We start from the raw sequence: 17,805 nt of genomic DNA, 5'->3' as shown, positions 1-17,805 counted from the left end.
CTCTGACCTATCCGGTCACCACACCATCGGGGCGAGGTGCATCAAGGCGTACTGCCGGACCCGCTCGGGATCGTTGCGGCCCGGTTCGGTGGACGGGATCTCCAGGAACGACAACACCAGCCGGACGTGGATCTCCACCGCCTCGCGCAGTTCCGGATCGGGGCGCACCGCGCCTGCACGCCGGAGAGTGCGCACGATGCGGTCGGTGGCACTGTCGATGAACATCGTGGTCACCGACGCGGTGATGCCCTTGATCTCGGCGTCGGTGAGGACGAGTCGCCGCATCAGTGGGTCGTCGACGATCATCCGGGCGCCTTCGGAGAACGCCTCGGCGACCGCGTCGCGGGGGGTGTGGCCGATGGTGGCCTGGTCGAGGCGCACCATGCCTTCGCGGTACAGCCGTTCGGCGACACCGACGAGCAGTGCCTCCTTGTTGGGGAAGCGCCGATAGAGCGTGCTGCGGCTGACCCCCGCACGACGGGCGACATCGTCCATGCTGGCGCGTCGTACCCCCACCTCGGTGAACTCGGCGGCGGCGGCGTCCAGGATGGCGTCCTGCTGGTCGGCGGGTGATGCACTCGTCCGTGCCTTACGCGTGTTCACCTCCGCTGTGGTGCTCATCCCCTGCGCCTCCTGTCGACCGGTCTGTGAAACAGATCATCGAAATCGTATCTTCGGGCCGAGTGTGATGTCTAGCACACCAACCCCTGGCCGGCCGGGTGGTGATGGGCGAGCAGGGCGTGACAGCGTCGCAGTCGCTCCACCCACCAGGCGCGGCGGTCGGCGGTGGCCGACGGGGTGACCGGATCCGGTTCGACGACCCTGGGGGTCAGCATCCCGTCGACCGCGACGAACGGCGCGGCGACGTCGGCGGTGAACATGCTGCCGGTGCCCAGTCCGCAGGCGGGCGGCGTCACCGGCAACGCGGCGGCGGTCGCGACCCCCGCCGACATCCCGACCGCCGTGTCCAGAGCGCTGGAGATCACCACGGTGAGGTCGATCTGCTCGGCGAGGCGTAGCACGCGACGCATCCCACCCAGGGGCGCGACCTTGAGGACCGCGACGTCGGCCGCTCCGGCGCGCACCACACGCAGCGGGTCGTCGGCGCGCCGGATGCTCTCGTCCGCGGCGATCGGCGTGTCCACCGCCGCCCGCACCCGCGCGAGCTCATCGATGGTCGCGCACGGTTGTTCGACGTACTGCAGGGCGCCGAGGGCACCGATCGCCTCGACCGCCTGCTCGACGGTCCACCGCCCGTTGGCGTCGACCCGGACGTGCGGTAGCAGCTGACGAACCGCGGCCACCCGCGCCAGATCGTCGTCGAGGGACTGCCCCGGTTCGGCCACCTTCACCTTGGCGGTCCGCACACCGCCGAAGCGGGCGACGATGTCGGCCACGTCGTCGGCGGGGACGGCTGGGACGGTCGCGTTCACCGGTACCCGGTCCCGTCGCGCCGGCGGCGGGCCGACCCACGCGGCCTCGAGGCCAGCGGCCAGCCACCATGCCGCCTCGGCATCGTCGTACTCGACGAACGGTGCGAACTCACCCCACCCGGCGGGCCCGCGGACCAGCAGTGCCTCGCGGACGGAGATGCCGCGGAACCGTTCGCGCATGGGCAGCGCGACCACGATCGCGGTGTCGAGCAGGTCGTCGATGCCTGGCAGGTCGAACAGCACGCCTCAGACGCTCTCGCCGAACACCCGCACCGGCCCGCCCGCGCGGACCGGCGCCCACCCCGGGTCGCCGGTGGTCGCGAACCGTACCCAGGCGGCGTGCATCTCGTCGGCCAGGGTCTGGGGCGGGTTCGGGCCGGCCAGCGGCGCGGCGGTCCCCAGGGTGTCGAACACGAAGCCGAGTTCGAGTGCGTGACAGGCCCGCAGATCGGCGATCGGTGACGGCCAGGCGAACTCGTACTGCCAGGCCTGGTCCCCACCGCGGCCGCCCACCGTCTCGACGAGTTCGGTGGTCGGCGCGCCGAAGGCGTGCTCGGTGAGGATCTCGCACAGCACGTCACCGGGTGTCGCACCGGGCTGTCGGGGCTCGTGGTCGGTGGCGGTCGCCGGGTCGAGACCGAATCGGCCGAGCAGCGCGGGCACCATGTCGTCGGTGACCTGCGCGGCCAGGCCGCTGGGCACCAGGAAGAACCGGAACTCGTCGCGCGTGGCACCGGCGAGCACATCCACCCCGGTCCCACCGCCGTCGCGGATGACGTTACGGGGTACCTCATCGATGACGGTCCCGTCCACGGTGGGGAACATGCTCATCACGGTCAACCCGCGGTCGATGATGGTGGCACCCCACCGTGCGGGGTCGGGCTCGGCGACCAGCGCGGCCGCCATCGCGACCTGCGCCGCCAACAGCGCGTCGGTCGGCACCTCACCGAGTGCCGCGGCAGTCGGGTCACATCCGACGATCGCCGCGTACTCGGCCGCCACCAGCCGGGCGTCGGGCACCTCGGCGGCGGTCAGCGGGTTACCGCTCTGCAGCACAGCGCGACGGAACAAGCCCTGGGCCAGCGGCGAGGCGAGCAGCGCGGCGATACTCATCGCCCCTGCGCTCTCGCCGACCACGGTCACCCGGTCGGGATCGCCCCCGAAGGCGGCGATGTTCTCCCGCACCCAGTGCAGCGCGGCGATCTGGTCGAGCAGTCCGCGATTGTCCGGGGCGTCGGGCAGGCTGAGGAACCCCAGGGCGCCGAGCCGGTAGTTGATGCCCACGCAGATCACCCCGTCGCGAGCGAACGCCGATCCGTCGTAGGTGGGGATGCGGTGACCACCCCGGACGAACGCACCGCCGTGGATCCACACCATCACCGGTAGTCCGGGCGCAGCGGGGTCGGGCGTCCACACCGACAGGTTGAGGAACTCGTCCCCCGGCACTATCGAGTCGGGCAGCAACGACGACGTGGGCGGCAGATACGGGGTCTGCGGCGCGGTGGGCCCCGGCTCGGTCGCATCGCGCTCCCCCGACCACGGCTGCACCGGCTGCGGTGCCGCGAATCGTGTCGCCCCGGTCAGCGGTGCGGCGAACGGCACGTTCAGGAACGCGTGGATCCGACCCGCGGTGGTCGTGACCTGCCGTCCGCGGACCACCCCGCTGTCGATCGCCACTGTCGCCCCGGCTGTCACCGCATCGTCGGCCATGGTCATCAGCGTGCCATGCCCCGACACGAAGGCGCCCGACCCCTGTCGGGATCGGGCGCCTCGTGTGTCGATCAGGCGATCAGCGCGTCACTTGACGATCTTGGTGACACGACCGGCGCCGACGGTGCGGCCACCCTCGCGGATCGCGAACCGCAGGCCGTCGTCCATGGCGACCGGCTGGATGAGCTTGACGCTCATCTCGGTGTTGTCGCCCGGCATGACCATCTCGGTGCCCTCGGGAAGGGTCACGACGCCGGTCACGTCCGTGGTGCGGAAGTAGAACTGCGGACGGTAGTTGTTGAAGAACGGCGTGTGGCGACCACCCTCGTCCTTGGACAGGATGTAGGCCTGACCCTCGAAGTCGGTGTGCGGGGTGGTGGTGCCCGGCTTCACGACTACCTGCCCACGCTCGACGTCCTCACGCTTGAGACCGCGCAGCAGCAGACCGGCGTTGTCGCCCGCCTGTGCCGAGTCCAGCAGCTTGTGGAACATCTCGATACCGGTGACGGTGGTCTTGGTGGACTTCTCGCGGATACCGACGATCTCGACCTCGGCGTTCACGTTGACCTCGCCCCGCTCCACGCGACCGGTGACCACGGTGCCACGACCGGTGATGGTGAAGACGTCCTCGACCGGCATCAGGAACGGGCGGTCGGTCTCGCGGACCGGATCCGGGATGCTCTCGTCGACGGCATCCATCAGTTCCTCGACGGACTTGACCCATTCGGCGTCACCCTCGAGCGCCTTGAGCGCGGAGACCTTGACCACCGGGGCGTCCTCGTCGAAGTCCTGGGCCGCCAGCAGCTCACGGACCTCCATCTCGACGAGCTCGAGGATCTCCTCGTCGTCGACCATGTCGGCCTTGTTCAGGGCGACCAGGATGTAGGGCACACCGACCTGACGCGCGAGCAGCACGTGCTCACGGGTCTGCGGCATCGGGCCGTCGGTGGCGGCCACGACCAGGATCGCGCCGTCCATCTGGGCGGCACCGGTAATCATGTTCTTGATGTAGTCGGCGTGGCCCGGGGCGTCGACGTGCGCGTAGTGGCGCTTCTCGGTCTCGTACTCCACGTGGGAGATGTTGATCGTGATACCACGAGCCTTCTCCTCAGGAGCCTTGTCGATCTGGTCGAACGCAAAGCTCTTGTTCAGGTCCGGGTACTTGTCGTGCAGAACCTTGGTGATGGCCGCGGTCAGCGTGGTCTTGCCGTGGTCGACGTGACCGATGGTGCCGATGTTGACGTGCGGCTTGTTCCGCTCGAACTTCGCCTTACCCACTTGATGTCCTCCTGGACTGTTGTTGCGTCTGAGTACTTCTCAGATACAAGGGTTTGAAAATGTACTGGTTGCCGCGAGAAGCGGCTATTCGCCCGTCGCCTTGGCGATGATCTCCTTCGACACGTTCGCCGGGACCTCGGCGTACGAATCGAACACCATCGAGTAGTTGGCCCGGCCCTGGGTCTTCGACCGCAGGTCTCCGATGTAGCCGAACATCTCCGACAACGGGACCAACGCCTTGACGACGCGGGCACCGCTGCGCTCCTCCATGGCCTGGATCTGGCCACGACGCGAGTTCAGGTCGCCGATGACGTCACCCATGTAGTCCTCGGGGGTGATCACCTCGACCGCCATCATCGGCTCCAGGATGACCGGACCCGCCATCCTGGCGGCTTCCTTCATCGCGGCCGAACCGGCGATCTTGAACGCCATCTCCGAGGAGTCGACGTCGTGGTACTGACCGTCGAGCAGGGTGAACTTCAGGTTGACCAGCGGGAAGCCGGCCAGCACGCCGTACTGCATGGCGTCCTGCGCACCGGCGTCCACCGACGGGATGTACTCGCGGGGGACGCGGCCACCGGTGACGGCGTTGGCGAACTCGTAGGTCGCACCGTCCTCGGCGTCGACCAACGGCTCGAGCTTGACGACGACCTTCGCGAACTGGCCGCTGCCACCGGTCTGCTTCTTGTGCGTGTACTCGTGCTTCTCGACCGTCTTGCGGATGGTCTCGCGGTAGGCGACCTGGGGCTTGCCCACGTTCGCCTCCACCTTGAACTCCCGCTTCATCCGGTCGACCAGGATGTCGAGGTGCAGCTCACCCATGCCACCGATGACGGTCTGGCCGGTCTCCTCGTCGAGCTGCACGGAGAAGGTGGGATCCTCCTCGGCCAGCTTCTGGATCGCGGTGCCCAGCTTCTCCTGGTCCGATTTGGTCTTCGGCTCGATGGAGACCTGGATGACCGGATCCGGGAAGGTCATCGACTCCAGCACGATCTGGTCGTTGGGGTCACACAGCGTCTCGCCGGTGGTGGTGTCCTTCAGACCGATGACCGCGTAGATGTGACCCGCACGGGCCTCGGGGACCGGGTTCTCCTTGTTGGAGTGCATCTGGAACAGCTTGCCCAGCCGCTCCTTCTTGCCCTTGACCGAGTTCACGACCTGCGAACCGGACTCCACGCGACCGGAGTACACGCGGATGTAGGTCAACTTGCCGAAGAACGGGTGCGTCGCGATCTTGAACGCCAGCGCCGAGAACGGCGCGTCGACATCGGCGTCACGGTGGATGATCTCGTCCTCGTGGCCGGGGACGTGACCGTCGGTGCCACCGTCGTCCAACGGGGTCGGCAGGTAGTCGACCACGGCGTCCAGCAACGGCTGCACGCCCTTGTTCTTGAAGGCGGAACCGCACAGCACCGGGTACAGCTCGGAGTTGACGGTCATCTTGCGGATGGCGCCCTTGATCTCGTCCTTGGTGAGCTCCTCGCCACCGAAGAACTTCTCCAGGAGCTCCTCGTCGGACTCGGCGACCGTCTCCAGCAGTTCCTGCCGGTATTCCTCGGCGCGCTCCTTGAGGTGGTCGGGGATCTCGACGACCTCGTAGCGCTCACCCAGCTTGGCCTCGGCCGACCAGACCTTCGCGTTCATCTCGACCAGGTCGATGATGCCCTCGAAGTCGTTCTCCGCGCCGATCGGCAGCTGGATCACCAATGGCTTGGCACCGAGGCGGTCCTTGATGGTCTGCACGGTGAAGTAGAAGTCGGCACCGAGCTTGTCCATCTTGTTGACGAAGCAGATACGCGGCACGTCGTAGCGGTCGGCCTGACGCCAGACCTGCTCCGACTGGGGCTCCACCCCCTCCTTGCCGTCGAACACCGCGACCGCACCGTCGAGCACCCGTAGGTTGCGCTCCACCTCGACGGTGAAGTCGACGTGTCCCGGGGTGTCGATCAGGTTGATCTGGTGATCGTCCCAGTAGCAGGTGGTCGCGGCCGACGTGATCGTGATGCCGCGTTCCTGCTCCTGCTCCATCCAGTCCATGGTGGCCGCGCCGTCATGGACCTCACCGATCTTGTAGGTGATACCGGTGTAGAAGAGGATGCGCTCGGTGGTGGTGGTCTTACCGGCATCGATGTGGGCCATGATGCCGATGTTGCGAACCTTGTTGAGGTCCTTGAGCACTTCCTGTGCCACTATCTGCCTCGCTCTGTTGCGTTGAGGATGTTCATGGGGTGAACCGGTGGTGGCCGACGGCGGGCGCCGCCGGCCCCCCGATTCGTTGTCACCAGCGGTAGTGCGCGAACGCCCGGTTGGCCTCGGCCATCTTGTGGGTGTCCTCACGGCGCTTCACCGACGCGCCGAGACCATTGCTGGCGTCGAGCAGTTCGTTGGCCAGGCGCTCGACCATGGTCTTCTCGCGGCGCTGCCGGGAGAAGGTCACCAGCCAGCGCAGGGCCAGGGTGTTGGCGCGACCGGGCTTGACCTCGATCGGCACCTGGTAGGTGGCACCACCGACACGACGGCTCTTCACCTCGAGGGCGGGCTTGACGTTGTCCAGCGCGCGCTTGAGGGTGATGACCGGATCGGTGCCCGTCTTCTCCCGGGCCTGTTCCATGGCCTGGTAGACGATGCGTTCGGCGGTCGACTTCTTGCCGTCCAGCAGGATCTTGTTGACCAACTGGGTGACCAGCGGCGAACCGTAGACGGGATCGTTGATCAGCGGCCGCTTCGGAGCGGGTCCCTTACGTGGCATCAGCCCTTCTCCTTCTTCGCGCCGTAGCGGCTACGGGCCTGCTTGCGACCCTTGACGCCCTGGGTGTCCAGCGAGCCACGGATGATGCGGTACCGCACACCCGGGAGGTCCTTCACACGACCACCGCGGACGAGCACCATCGAGTGCTCCTGCAGGTTGTGACCCTCACCGGGGATGTAGGCGGTGACCTCGACGCCACTGGTCAGGCGCACACGGGCGACCTTTCGCAGCGCGGAGTTCGGCTTCTTGGGGGTGGTGGTGTACACGCGGGTGCACACGCCACGGCGCTGCGGGCTGCCCTTCAGGGCCGCCGTCTTCTTCTTGGCGGTCTTGTCGTGACGGCCCTTGCGGACCAGCTGATTGATCGTTGGCACTGAGTACTTCTTCTTTCCGTTCGGCGTGATTCTGCTCGGCATCGCGGTTGGTGCTCCGGGCAAGTCGAGAACCTCGCGGTTCGCCGACTTCCGCAACTCGCCCCACCAGCACGTCTGCGCTGGTCAAACTATTGATTGCCACCCCTGAGTCGGGCGTGTCATCGCACGTCGGACCGGTGTCGCACGTCAATCCGGGACATCCCCGACGACCATTCGATCGCAGGCATGCGGACTGGCCCAGCGGTTGCCAGGCACAGCGATCAACTCTACCGACCGCCTTCGCGCTGGTCAAAAAACGCCGGGTGAGCGAAATGGCCGGATGAATGACGGGTGACGCGAGGGCGCTGTAGGAGTGACGGAACGCCTCGATGTGACAACGACCGGGGCCACGGCGGTGTTCCCGAGCCGTGCGCTCAGGCCAGCGCCAGCGCCAGTTGCCGCGACCAGGTGTCGATCACCTGGGCCCGACGGGCCGAGTCGTCGGAGAGGGTGTCGGCCAGACCCAGCCCGCGCGCGAGGTCGAGGGTGGCCTGCACCAGACGGTGCGCCTGGACGTCGTCGGGATCCACGCCGAGCGCGACCATCGTGTACCGGTGCGCGGCCCGGGCGAACTTGCCCTCCAACGGCAGGATGAGGTCGCGCAACGCCGAGTCGGATGCGGCCGCGGCCCAGACCTGCAGAGCGGCCTTGAACTCCATGCCGGTGTAGATGTCGACGGCCCGTTCCACCACCGCGTGGATGTGGGCCGGTCCGTCGGGCAGGGTCTGGCTGACCTCGCGGATCCGCTGGGTCATCTCCTCGAACACCTGCTCCAGCGCGGCGGTGATCAATGCCTCCCTGGTCGGGAAGTGGTGCTGCGCGGCGCCCCGCGAGACGCCCGCCGCCGCGGCCACCGTCGACACCGTCGACGCGTCCCAGCCGCGGCGCGCCAGCAGTTCGATGGTCGACGAGAGCAACCGCTCACGAGTCGCCCGTGAGCGGTCCTGCTTCGGTTCCCGGACCGCGGTCAGGTCTCTGCCCACCGCGGGGTGGTCTTCTGCAGGAACGCCATCATGCCCTCTCGCGCCTCGTCCGAGGCGAACAGCGACCCCGACAACGCCGCGAGCGACTCCCCCTCGGTGTCGAAGTGGGCCAGCACTGGCGCCGTCACGAGTCGCTTGCTCTCCCGTAGTCCCTGCGGCGATCCCTTGCGCAGGTCGCCGAGGATCGCCGTCACGGTCGCCTCCAGCTCGTCGTCCGATGCCACGGCCTCGGTGATCAGCCCGATCTGTTCCGCGGTGGCCGCGTCGAACTTCTCACCGGTCAGGTAGTAGCGGTTCAGCGCCCGCGGCGCCACCCGGGGCCGCAGGGTCAGGGTGATCATCGCCGGCGCCAAGCCGAGTCGGACCTCGGTGAGCGCGAAGGTGCTGCGCTCCCCCGCGATCACGACGTCGCACGCACCCAGCAGCCCCAGGCCGCCGGCCCGGGCGTGCCCGTTCAGCCTGGCCACCACGGGCTTCGGCAGTTCCAGTATCTGCCGCATCAACGCCAGCATGGCCCGGGTGCCCGCCGCGGACGCCTCCTCGATCGACAGTCCCCGACTGGTCGCCTCGGACAGGTCACCGCCCGCACAGAACGAGGTGCCGGTGTGGGTCAGCACCACCGCGCGCACCGCCTCGTCCGCCGCGGCCCGCGCCAAGCGCTCGGTGAGCTGTTCGGTCAGCGACATGCTCAGCGCGTTGCGGTTCGCCGGCGAGTCCAGCGTCACCGTCGCCACCCCGCCCTCGACTGTGTAGGTCACCAGGTCGGTCACCGGATCACCCACGACTCAGTACGACTTGGGCAGGCCGAGGCTGGTCTGCGCGACGAAGTTGAGGATCATCTCGCGGCTGACCGGGGCCACCCGGGCGATCCGCGCCAGCGAGAGCAACGGCGCCATCCCGTACTCGCTGCTCAGCCCGTTGCCACCCATCGAGTGCACGGCGTGGTCGACGATCTTCACCGCGGCCTCGGCGGCCGCGTACTTGGCCATGTTCGCCGGTTCCGCGGCACCCCAGTCGTCGCCCGCGTCGTACAGCGTCGCGGCCTTCTGCATCATCAGCTTGGCCATCTCCAGCTCGATCTTGCCCTGCGCCAGCGGGTGCGCGATGGCCTGGTGCGCGCCGATGGGCTGCTTCCACACCGTGCGATCGTTGACGTAGCGGACCGCCTTGTCGAGGGCGAACCGGGCCATCCCGATCGCCGAGGCGGCCGCCATGATCCGTTCCGGGTTCAGCCCGGCGAACAGCTGGCCGATCGCGGCGTCCTCGGATCCCACCAGGGCATCCGCGGGCAGCCGCACGTCGTCGAGGAACAGCAGGAACTGCTTCTCCGGGTTCACCAGATCCATGTCGATCTGCTTGTACTCGAAGTTCGGTGCGTCGGTGGGGACGATGAACAACACCGGTTTGAGATTGCCGGTCTTGGCGTCCTCGGTCCGCGAGACCACCAGCACCGCGTCGGCCTGGTCGACACCCGAACAGTAGATCTTGCGCCCGGTGAGCAACCACTCGTCGCCGTCCCGCTTGGCGGTGGTGGTGATCTTGTGCGAGTTCGATCCGGCGTCGGGTTCGGTGATGCTGAACGCCATGGTGATGCTGCCGTCGGCCAGACCCGGCAGCCAACGCTGCTTCTGGTCGTCGGTGCCGAAGCGGGCGATGATGTTGCCGCAGATCGCCGGCGAGACCACCAGCATCAGCAGACCGGTGCCCGCCGCCGCGATCTCCTCCATGACGATGGCGAGTTCGTACATTCCCGCCCCGCCGCCGCCGTACTCCTCGGGCAGGTTGACGCCGATGAAGCCGAGCTTGCCTGCCTCGTTCCACATCTCGTCGGTCTTACGACCCTCCCGGGCGCAGGCCAGGAAGTACTCCTGGCCGTAGCGCTTGGCCAGGCCCGCAACGGATGCGCGCAGCGCGGCCCGCTCCTCGGTCTCGGCGAACGGGTTGGTCTCGGTCACTGCGTTCATGCGTTCTCTTCCTCGTCGTGTCCGGTGATGACGGCGAGCACGTCCCCCACCGCGAGTTGTTGTCCTGGTTGCGCCGACAGCACGGTGACCACCCCGTCGGCCGGCGCGGCGATGGTGTGCTCCATCTTCATCGCCTCCATCCACAGCAGCGGTTGTCCCGCGGTGACGTGATCACCCTGCTCGACCGCGACCCTGATCACCGCGCCGGGCATCGGCGCCAACAGCGATCCGGGTCGTTCCACCGCGTTCGGGTCGACGAATCGCGGCACCTCGGTCAGGGTCACCGACCCGGACACCCCGTCGACATCGATACGGTCACCGACGATCGCCACGTCGTAGTGCCGACGCAGTCCGTCGACGTCGATCACCACCTGATCCGGGGTCGCGGCGACCACCTCGACACCCGGGTCGTCGGGCAGGGTGACGCCGGTGCGGGTGAACCGGTACGCCACCTCCACCTCGTCGTCACCGAGCAGGAACCGGCGCCGAGCGGGCGCGGAGAACAGGTTGCGCCACCCCGCGGGCAGGTCGCGCTGTACACCTGCCGTGCTGCGGTGCGCCGCGGCCGTCGCCAGCGTCGCGGCGATGGTCGCGCGTCGGGTCTCGTCGGCGTCGGCCAGCGGGGCGGACAACACCCCCAGACCGACGGTGTCGATGAACCCGGTGTCGGTGTCACCGGCCAGGAACAGCGGGTTGCGCAGGGTGTTGATCAGCATGTCGCGGTTGGTGGTGAGTCCGTGCAACCGCGCCCGTTGCAGCGCGGTGGCCAGCCGGGCGGCCGCCTGCCGCCGGGTGGGCGCCCAGCTGATGACCTTGGCCAGCATCGGGTCGTAGAAGGTAGAGATCTCGCTGCCGTCGCGCACCCCGCTGTCGACCCGGATGCCTGCCCGCGACAACGGCCCGAACCGACTGTCGGACTCGATCTCGAAACGGGTCACGGTCCCCGACTGCGGTTGCCAGTCGGCGGCCGGGTCCTCGGCGTAGAGCCGGACCTCGATGGCATGACCGGTCGCGTGTGGCGGCTCGCCGACCAACGATTCACCGGCGGCGACCCGCAGCTGCCACTGCACCAGGTCGAGGCCGGTGGTCGCCTCGGTGACCGGGTGTTCCACCTGCAGCCGGGTGTTCATCTCCAGGAACCAGAACCGGCCGGCATCGTCGGCCAGGAATTCCACCGTGCCCGCACCCTGGTAGCCGATGGCCTCGGCCGCCGCTCGGGCGGCGGAGTACAGCGACGTCCGCAGCTCACCCCCGATGCGTTCCACCAGCGGTGCCGGCGCCTCCTCCACCACCTTCTGATGACGACGTTGGATGGAGCATTCCCGCTCGCCCACCGCCCACACCGTGCCCGCGGTGTCCGCGAGCACCTGCACCTCGATGTGGTGGCCGCGTTCGACGTACGGCTCGCAGAACACCGTCGCGTCGCCGAAGGCCGACTGGGCCTCGCGACGTGCACCCTCGAGTTGGTCGGGCAATTCTGCGAGGTCGCGAACGATGCGCATACCGCGTCCCCCGCCACCCGCCGAGGCCTTGATCAGCACCGGCAGGTCGGCCTCGGTCACCGTCTCCGGGTCGAGGTCACCGAGCAGCGGCACCCCGGCGGCGCCCATGATCTGTTTGGCGTTGACCTTGGAGCCCATCGCGTCGATCGCCTTGGGGGTCGGTCCGATCCAGACCAACCCGGCGTCGATCACCTGCTGTGCGAAGCCGGCGTTCTCCGACAGGAATCCATAGCCCGGATGGATCGCGTCGGCACCGGCGGACCGTGCCGCGGCGATCAGCGCCGTCGGCTGCAGATAGGTCTCGGCGGAGGTGGAACCCGGCAGCCGCACCGCGACGTCGGCCTCCCGGACGTGCGGCGCGTCGGCGTCGGGGTCGGAGAACACCGCGACCGTGCCGATGCCGAGTTCGCGGCAGGTGTGGAAGACCCGTCGCGCGATCTCGCCGCGGTTGGCGACGAGTACCGAGGTGATGTCTGTGGTGGTCATGGGTTCCTCACATCCGGAAGACGCCGAAGTTGGACGTCCCCTCGACCGGCGTGTTGTCGATGGTCGACAGGCACAGCCCCAGCACGGTCCTGGTGTCGCGGGGATCGATGATGCCGTCGTCGTAGAGCATCCCGGACAGGAACGCCGGGACCGACTCCTTCTCGATCTGCGCCTCGATCATCTGTTTCATCCCCGCGTCGGCGGCCTCGTCGACGGTGCCGCCGCGGGCCTCGGTGGCCGCCCGCGACACCAGCGAGATCACCCCGGCCAACTGCGCGGCCCCCATGACCGCCGACTTCGCGCTGGGCCAGGCGAACAGGAAGCGGGGGTCGTAGGCGCGCCCGCACATGCCGTAGTGACCGGCACCGTAACTCGCGCCCACCAGCAGCGAGATGTGTGGCACGGTGGAGTTGGAGACCGCGTTGATCATCATCGAGCCGTGCTTGATGATGCCGTTCTGCTCGTACTCCTTGCCGACCATGTAGCCGGTGGTGTTGTGCAGGAACAACAGTGGGGTGTCGCTGCGGTTGGCCAGCTGGATGAACTGGGTCGCCTTCTGCGCCTCCTGGCTGAACAGCACGCCCTGGGCGTTGGCCAGGATGCCCACCGGGTACCCGTGGATCCGCGCCCATCCGGTGACCAGCGACGACCCGTACTCGGACTTGAACTCGTCGAAGTCGGAGTCGTCGACCACCCGGGCGATCACGTCGCGGGGGTCGAACGGGATCTTGAGATCCGCCGGGACGATGCCGAGCAGTTCCTCGGGGTCGTAGCGCGGCTCGACGGACGGGGCAATCGGGCCGGGGCCCTTCTTGTGCCAGTTCAGCCGGGCGACGATCCGTCGGCCGATGCGCACCGCGTCCTGTTCGTCCTGGGCGTAGTAGTCGGCCAGACCCGACTGGCGGGCGTGCATCTGGGCTCCGCCCAACGACTCGTCGTCGCTCTCCTCACCGGTGGCCATCTTCACCAGCGGTGGACCACCCAGGAACACCTTGGACCGATTCTCGATCATCACCGTGTGATCGCTCATCCCGGGGATGTAGGCGCCACCGGCGGTCGAGTTGCCGAAGACCAGTGCGATGGTGGGGATCCCGGCCGCGGACAGCTGGGTGATGTCGCGGAACATGCGCCCACCGGGGATGAAAACCTCTTTCTGGGTGGGCAGGTCGGCCCCGCCCGACTCCACCAGGGAGATGCAAGGCAACCGGTTCTGCAGTGCGATCTCGTTGGCGCGGAACCCCTTCTTGAGGGTCCACGGGTTGGAGGTACCGCCCCGCACGGTCGGGTCGTTGGCGACGATCATGCATTCCACCCCCTCGACCACCCCGATCCCGACGACCAGCGAGGCGCCGACCTGGAAGTCCGAGCCGTACCCGGCCAACGGGCACAGTTCCAGGAAGGCGGTGTCGGGGTCGACGAGCAGCTCGATGCGTTCGCGGGCCAGCATCTTGCCGCGGGAGTGGTGCCGCTGCACCTTCTTCTCGCCGCCGCCCGCCAACGCCTTGTCGAACTCCACCTGCAGCTCGATGAGCTTGGCCTCCATCGAGGTGGCGGCGGCCGCGTAGCCCTCCCCGGTGGGGTCGAGTGTGGATCGCAGTGCGGTCATGCCTGGTACCCCAATCGTTTTGCCGCGAGACCGGTGAGGATCTCGGTGGTGCCACCGCCGATGCCGAGGATGCGGATGTCGCGGTACTGGCGTTCCACCTCGGACTCGGCCATGTAACCGAGACCGCCGAACAGCTGAACGGCCTTGTTCGCCACCCACTCCCCGGTCTCGACGGCGGTGTTCTTGGCGAAGCAGACCTCGGCGATCAGGTCGTCACCGGTGGTGACGTTGCGGTCGACGACCGCGCGTGTGTAGACCCGGGCCACGTCGATCTTGCGGGCCATCTCGGTGACGCTGTCCTGCACGGCCTGCCGCCTGATGAGCGGTTTGCCGAAGGTCTCGCGGTCGCGTACCCACGCCAGCGTCAGGTCGAGGCAGCGCTGGGCGCCCGCGTACGCCTGCACGGCCAGTCCCACCCGCTCGCTGACGAAGGCGGCCGCGATCTGGGTGAACCCGGTGTTCTCCACACCGACGAGGTTCTCCACGGGGACGCGGACGTCGACGAACGACAGCTCCGCGGTGTCCGAGGCCCGCCAGCCCATCTTGTCCAATTTGCGGGACACGGTGAAACCGGGCGTGTCCTTGTCGATCACCAACAGCGACACGCCGGCGGCCCCGGGGCCGCCGGTGCGCACGGCGGTGACGACGAAGTCGGCGCGGACCGCCGAGGTGATGTAGGTCTTGGCACCGTTGACCACGTAGTGGTCACCGTCGCGGTCGGCACGGGTGGTCAGGTGACCCACGTCGGATCCCCCACCGGGCTCGGTGATGGCGAGGCTGCCGATCTTCTCCCCGGCCAGGGTGGGGCGCACCCAGCGGTCGATCTGGTCCCGATCACCGGCGGCGATCAGATGCGGCAGCGCGATGCCGCAGGTGAACAGGGAGGCGAACACGCCGCCCGCACCGCCTGCGACGTGGAACTCCTCGGCCAGGATGCAGGCGTCGATCGCGTCGCCACCTGCGCCCCCGACCTGCTCGGGCATGTTGATGCCCAACAGCCCGAGTTTGCCCGCCTCGAGATGGAGTTCACGCGGGATCAGTCCGTCCCGTTCCCAGTCGTTCTGGTACGGCAGCACGTGCCGCTCGGTGAAGGACCGGACGGTCTCGCGCAACGCGACCCGCTCCGGTGTGGACCACTGATCAGGCATCAGGTGTGGGCACCTCTCGTGTCGGACAGAAAATTCTCGGGGATCTCGACGACGCGTGACCGCAGCCACTCGCCGAGCCCCTTGGCCTGCGGATCGAAGCGGACGTTGTCGGCCACCCCGCGGCCGAGGACGCCGGAGATCACGAAGTTCAGCGCCGACAGGTTCGGCAGCCGGTGGCGACGCACCTCGAGGTCGGCGATCTCGGGCAACAGTCGTCGGAGTGCGGCCACCGACAGGGTCGCGTCGAGCCACTCGAACTGGTCCGGATCGCGCACCCACACACCGATGTTCGCGTCGCCGCCCTTGTCACCGCTGCGCGCGCCCACCACGGTGCCGAGCGGTGCCTCGGTGGTCGGGCCCCAGTCCGACGGCGACGCCGGGGCGTCGACCGGCTCGTCGGCGGGCACGTCGCCACGCACCGGGCTCGGCGGTATCTCACTGGTGGTGCCGTCCGGTGCGGTCACTCGGTGATGCACCTCGTCGGCGGGTACGTAGCGGGGTTCGAACACCCCGAACGGGGTGCCGTTGCCGGGCGGGGCGGTCATGGTGAATCCCGGGTAGCTGGCCAGGGCCAGTTCGACGAGCACCGACGAGAACGCCCGGCCGACAGTGTTCGGATCGTTGTCCTTCACCACGCAGCGCAACAACGCGCTGGCCCGCTCCTCGGTGTCGGCGTCGGGCTGGTCGAGGCGGGCCAGCTCCCACCGCAGGTCGGCGGGCCGCGGCGACAGGGCCTCCTCCACCTGCTGCTGCACCCAACGGGCCTTGGTGTCGATGTCGAGTCCGGTGAGCACCAGGGTCATCTCGTTGCGGAAACCGGCGAGATGGTTGGTGGACACCTTGAGGTCCACCGGCGGCACCTCACCGCGTACCCCGGACACCTGTACCCGGTCGGGGCCGAGCTGGGTCAGGGCGACCGTGTCGAGCCGGGTGGTCACATCGGGTCCGAGATAGCGCGGACCGCCGATCTCGTAAAGCAGTTGGGCGGTGACGGTGCCGACGGTGACCGCGCCACCGGTGCCGTCGTGCTTGGTGATCACCGACGACCCGTCGGCGGCGACCTCGGCGATGGGGAAACCGATGCGTCCCAGGTTCGGCAGCTCGGTGAAGAAGCTGTAGTTGCCACCGGTCGCCTGCGCCCCGCACTCGATGATGTGCCCGGCGACCACCGCGCCGGCCAGCTGGTCCAGATCGGTGGCACCCCAACCGAATGCGCTGGCCGCGGGCCCCACGGTGAGGGATGCGTCGGTGACCCGCCCGGTGACCACCACATCGGCACCGGCGTCGAGCGCGGCGGCGATACCGAACGCGCCGAGATAGGCGTTCGCGGTCAGCGGGGTACCGAGACCGAGGTCAGCGGCCCGGTCCATCAGGTCGTCACCGTCGACCTGCCCGATCGCCGCGGTGACACCCACCCGATCGGCCAGCTCGCGCAACGCCGTGGCCAGACCGGTGGGGTTGAGACCACCGGCGTTGACCACGATCTTCACCCCCTTGTCGACGGCGAGCCCGAGGGAGTCCTCCATCTGCCGCAGGAAGGTCTTGGCGTATCCGCGGGTGGGGTCCTTCATCCGGTCCCGGCCGAGGATCAGCATGGTCAGCTCGGCCAGGTAGTCACCGGTCAGGTAATCGAGGTCGCCACCGTCGAGCATCTCGCGAGCGGCGGCGAACCGGTCGCCGTAGAACCCCGATGCGTTGCCGATCCGAATACTCATTCCTCAGCTCCTCGAGCGGTCAGGGGTTCGCGACCGGATCCCGGCGGGCCCGCGAAACACTGTGCGATGGTGGACCACTCACGCGCATCGTCGCCGACGATGTCCAGTGCGAGATCGGCGACGGCGCGGCGCTGGGTGACCAGGCGGCAGAAGTCCAGGGCCGGGCCGGTGATGCGGTTGTCCGCGTCGTGCGGACCCCAGGTCCAGAGGTCGCCGCCGGGCGCGGTGAGTTCCACGCGGAAGGGCGCGGCGGGCACCGGCTTGTTGTTCACCTGATAGGCGAAGTCGCGGGTGCGGACGCCGATGTGAGCGACCGCGCGCAGCCGATCGGTCGGCTCGACGCCGACCCCGAGCGCATCCGCCACGTCCTGTCCGTGTGCCCAGGTCTCCATGATCCGCGCGGTCGCCATCGAGGCCGGTGACATCGGCGGCCCGAACCACGGGAGTTTGACGCCCTCTCCCGCCCCGAGCAGCGCGGCGGCGAGTTGGCCGCGCGCCTCCCGCCACCGGGTCAGGATGACGTCGGAGGCCTGTGCGGCTTCCACCTCGGCGCCCTCGTCGACGAATCCTCCTGGGTTGCCGAACGCCTGTTCCAGCACTCGGGTGAATCCCTCGGTGTCGGTGGCCGCGATGACCGACATGCGGTCGGTCCAGGAGAGATGGCCGATCTGGTGGGCGATGGTCCACCCCGCGGCCGGGGTCGGGGTCCGCCACGCGTTCTCGTCGAGGTCGGCGACCAGATCGTCGAGCGAGGCGGATTCGGCGACCAGATCGTCCACCAATGCGGACAGCACACTCATGCGACGAGGTTCACACAG

The 17,805-nt window shown here is 68.4% G+C and carries 15 protein-coding genes; all 15 read right to left on the bottom strand.

The features are described 5' to 3' along the window. Nucleotides 1–15 precede the first annotated feature (15 nt). Complete coding sequence (locus BW971_RS14685; RefSeq protein WP_076480898.1) at nucleotides 16–621, bottom strand: TetR/AcrR family transcriptional regulator; 606 nt, start codon at nucleotides 619–621, stop codon at nucleotides 16–18. Between the two features lie 71 nt (nucleotides 622–692). Continuing rightward, nucleotides 693–1,676, bottom strand: a complete 984-nt coding sequence (locus BW971_RS14680) for an o-succinylbenzoate synthase (RefSeq protein ID WP_076480896.1) — start codon at nucleotides 1,674–1,676, stop codon at nucleotides 693–695. Between the two features lie 3 nt (nucleotides 1,677–1,679). Beyond that, the gene (locus tag BW971_RS14675; protein ID WP_076480894.1) at nucleotides 1,680–3,149 is read right to left on the bottom strand and encodes a carboxylesterase/lipase family protein; all 1,470 of its coding nucleotides are present in this window, start codon (nucleotides 3,147–3,149) and stop codon (nucleotides 1,680–1,682) included. 81 nt (nucleotides 3,150–3,230) lie between these two features. Continuing rightward, the gene (gene tuf, locus BW971_RS14670; protein ID WP_076480892.1) at nucleotides 3,231–4,421 is read right to left on the bottom strand and encodes an elongation factor Tu; all 1,191 of its coding nucleotides are present in this window, start codon (nucleotides 4,419–4,421) and stop codon (nucleotides 3,231–3,233) included. Between the two features lie 84 nt (nucleotides 4,422–4,505). Continuing rightward, nucleotides 4,506–6,560 (bottom strand): elongation factor G, encoded by a 2,055-nt coding sequence (fusA, locus tag BW971_RS14665; RefSeq protein ID WP_407701227.1) that lies wholly within the window; start codon nucleotides 6,558–6,560, stop codon nucleotides 4,506–4,508. 139 nt (nucleotides 6,561–6,699) lie between these two features. Continuing rightward, a complete protein-coding gene (gene rpsG, locus BW971_RS14660; protein WP_076480888.1) occupies nucleotides 6,700–7,170 on the bottom strand; it encodes a 30S ribosomal protein S7 in 471 nt (156 codons plus the stop codon). After that, entirely contained in the window at nucleotides 7,170–7,544 is a 375-nt protein-coding gene (rpsL, locus tag BW971_RS14655; RefSeq protein WP_076480886.1) for a 30S ribosomal protein S12, read from the bottom strand. Before rpsL ends, rpsG begins: the two co-directional genes overlap by 1 nt. Before the next feature lie 413 nt (nucleotides 7,545–7,957). After that, nucleotides 7,958–8,566, bottom strand: a complete 609-nt coding sequence (locus BW971_RS14650) for a TetR/AcrR family transcriptional regulator (RefSeq protein ID WP_234974414.1) — start codon at nucleotides 8,564–8,566, stop codon at nucleotides 7,958–7,960. Then, entirely contained in the window at nucleotides 8,551–9,336 is a 786-nt protein-coding gene (locus BW971_RS14645; protein ID WP_143690395.1) for an enoyl-CoA hydratase family protein, read from the bottom strand. Before BW971_RS14645 ends, BW971_RS14650 begins: the two co-directional genes overlap by 16 nt. Before the next feature lie 15 nt (nucleotides 9,337–9,351). After that, nucleotides 9,352–10,530 (bottom strand): acyl-CoA dehydrogenase family protein, encoded by a 1,179-nt coding sequence (locus BW971_RS14640; RefSeq protein WP_076480882.1) that lies wholly within the window; start codon nucleotides 10,528–10,530, stop codon nucleotides 9,352–9,354. After that, nucleotides 10,527–12,518 carry an ATP-binding protein gene (locus BW971_RS14635; protein ID WP_076480880.1) on the bottom strand — a complete coding sequence of 664 codons (1,992 nt, stop codon included), beginning with the start codon at nucleotides 12,516–12,518 and terminating at the stop codon, nucleotides 10,527–10,529. Before BW971_RS14635 ends, BW971_RS14640 begins: the two co-directional genes overlap by 4 nt. Before the next feature lie 7 nt (nucleotides 12,519–12,525). Next, nucleotides 12,526–14,124, bottom strand: a complete 1,599-nt coding sequence (locus tag BW971_RS14630) for an acyl-CoA carboxylase subunit beta (protein WP_076480878.1) — start codon at nucleotides 14,122–14,124, stop codon at nucleotides 12,526–12,528. Beyond that, entirely contained in the window at nucleotides 14,121–15,272 is a 1,152-nt protein-coding gene (locus tag BW971_RS14625; RefSeq protein ID WP_076480876.1) for an acyl-CoA dehydrogenase family protein, read from the bottom strand. Before BW971_RS14625 ends, BW971_RS14630 begins: the two co-directional genes overlap by 4 nt. Next, complete coding sequence (locus BW971_RS14620) at nucleotides 15,272–16,987, bottom strand: acyclic terpene utilization AtuA family protein (RefSeq protein WP_076480874.1); 1,716 nt, start codon at nucleotides 16,985–16,987, stop codon at nucleotides 15,272–15,274. The genes BW971_RS14625 and BW971_RS14620 overlap by 1 nt, the downstream gene beginning before the upstream one ends. Then, nucleotides 16,984–17,787 carry a TIGR03084 family metal-binding protein gene (locus tag BW971_RS14615; RefSeq protein WP_076480872.1) on the bottom strand — a complete coding sequence of 268 codons (804 nt, stop codon included), beginning with the start codon at nucleotides 17,785–17,787 and terminating at the stop codon, nucleotides 16,984–16,986. The genes BW971_RS14620 and BW971_RS14615 overlap by 4 nt, the downstream gene beginning before the upstream one ends. Nucleotides 17,788–17,805: the final 18 nt, after the last annotated feature.

The organism is Williamsia sterculiae (genome assembly GCF_900156495.1).
GTDB classification, from domain to species: Bacteria; Actinomycetota; Actinomycetes; order Mycobacteriales; family Mycobacteriaceae; genus Williamsia_B; species Williamsia_B sterculiae.
Note: the sequence above shows the minus strand (reverse complement) of the source record. Positions and strands in the feature narration are given on the sequence as shown.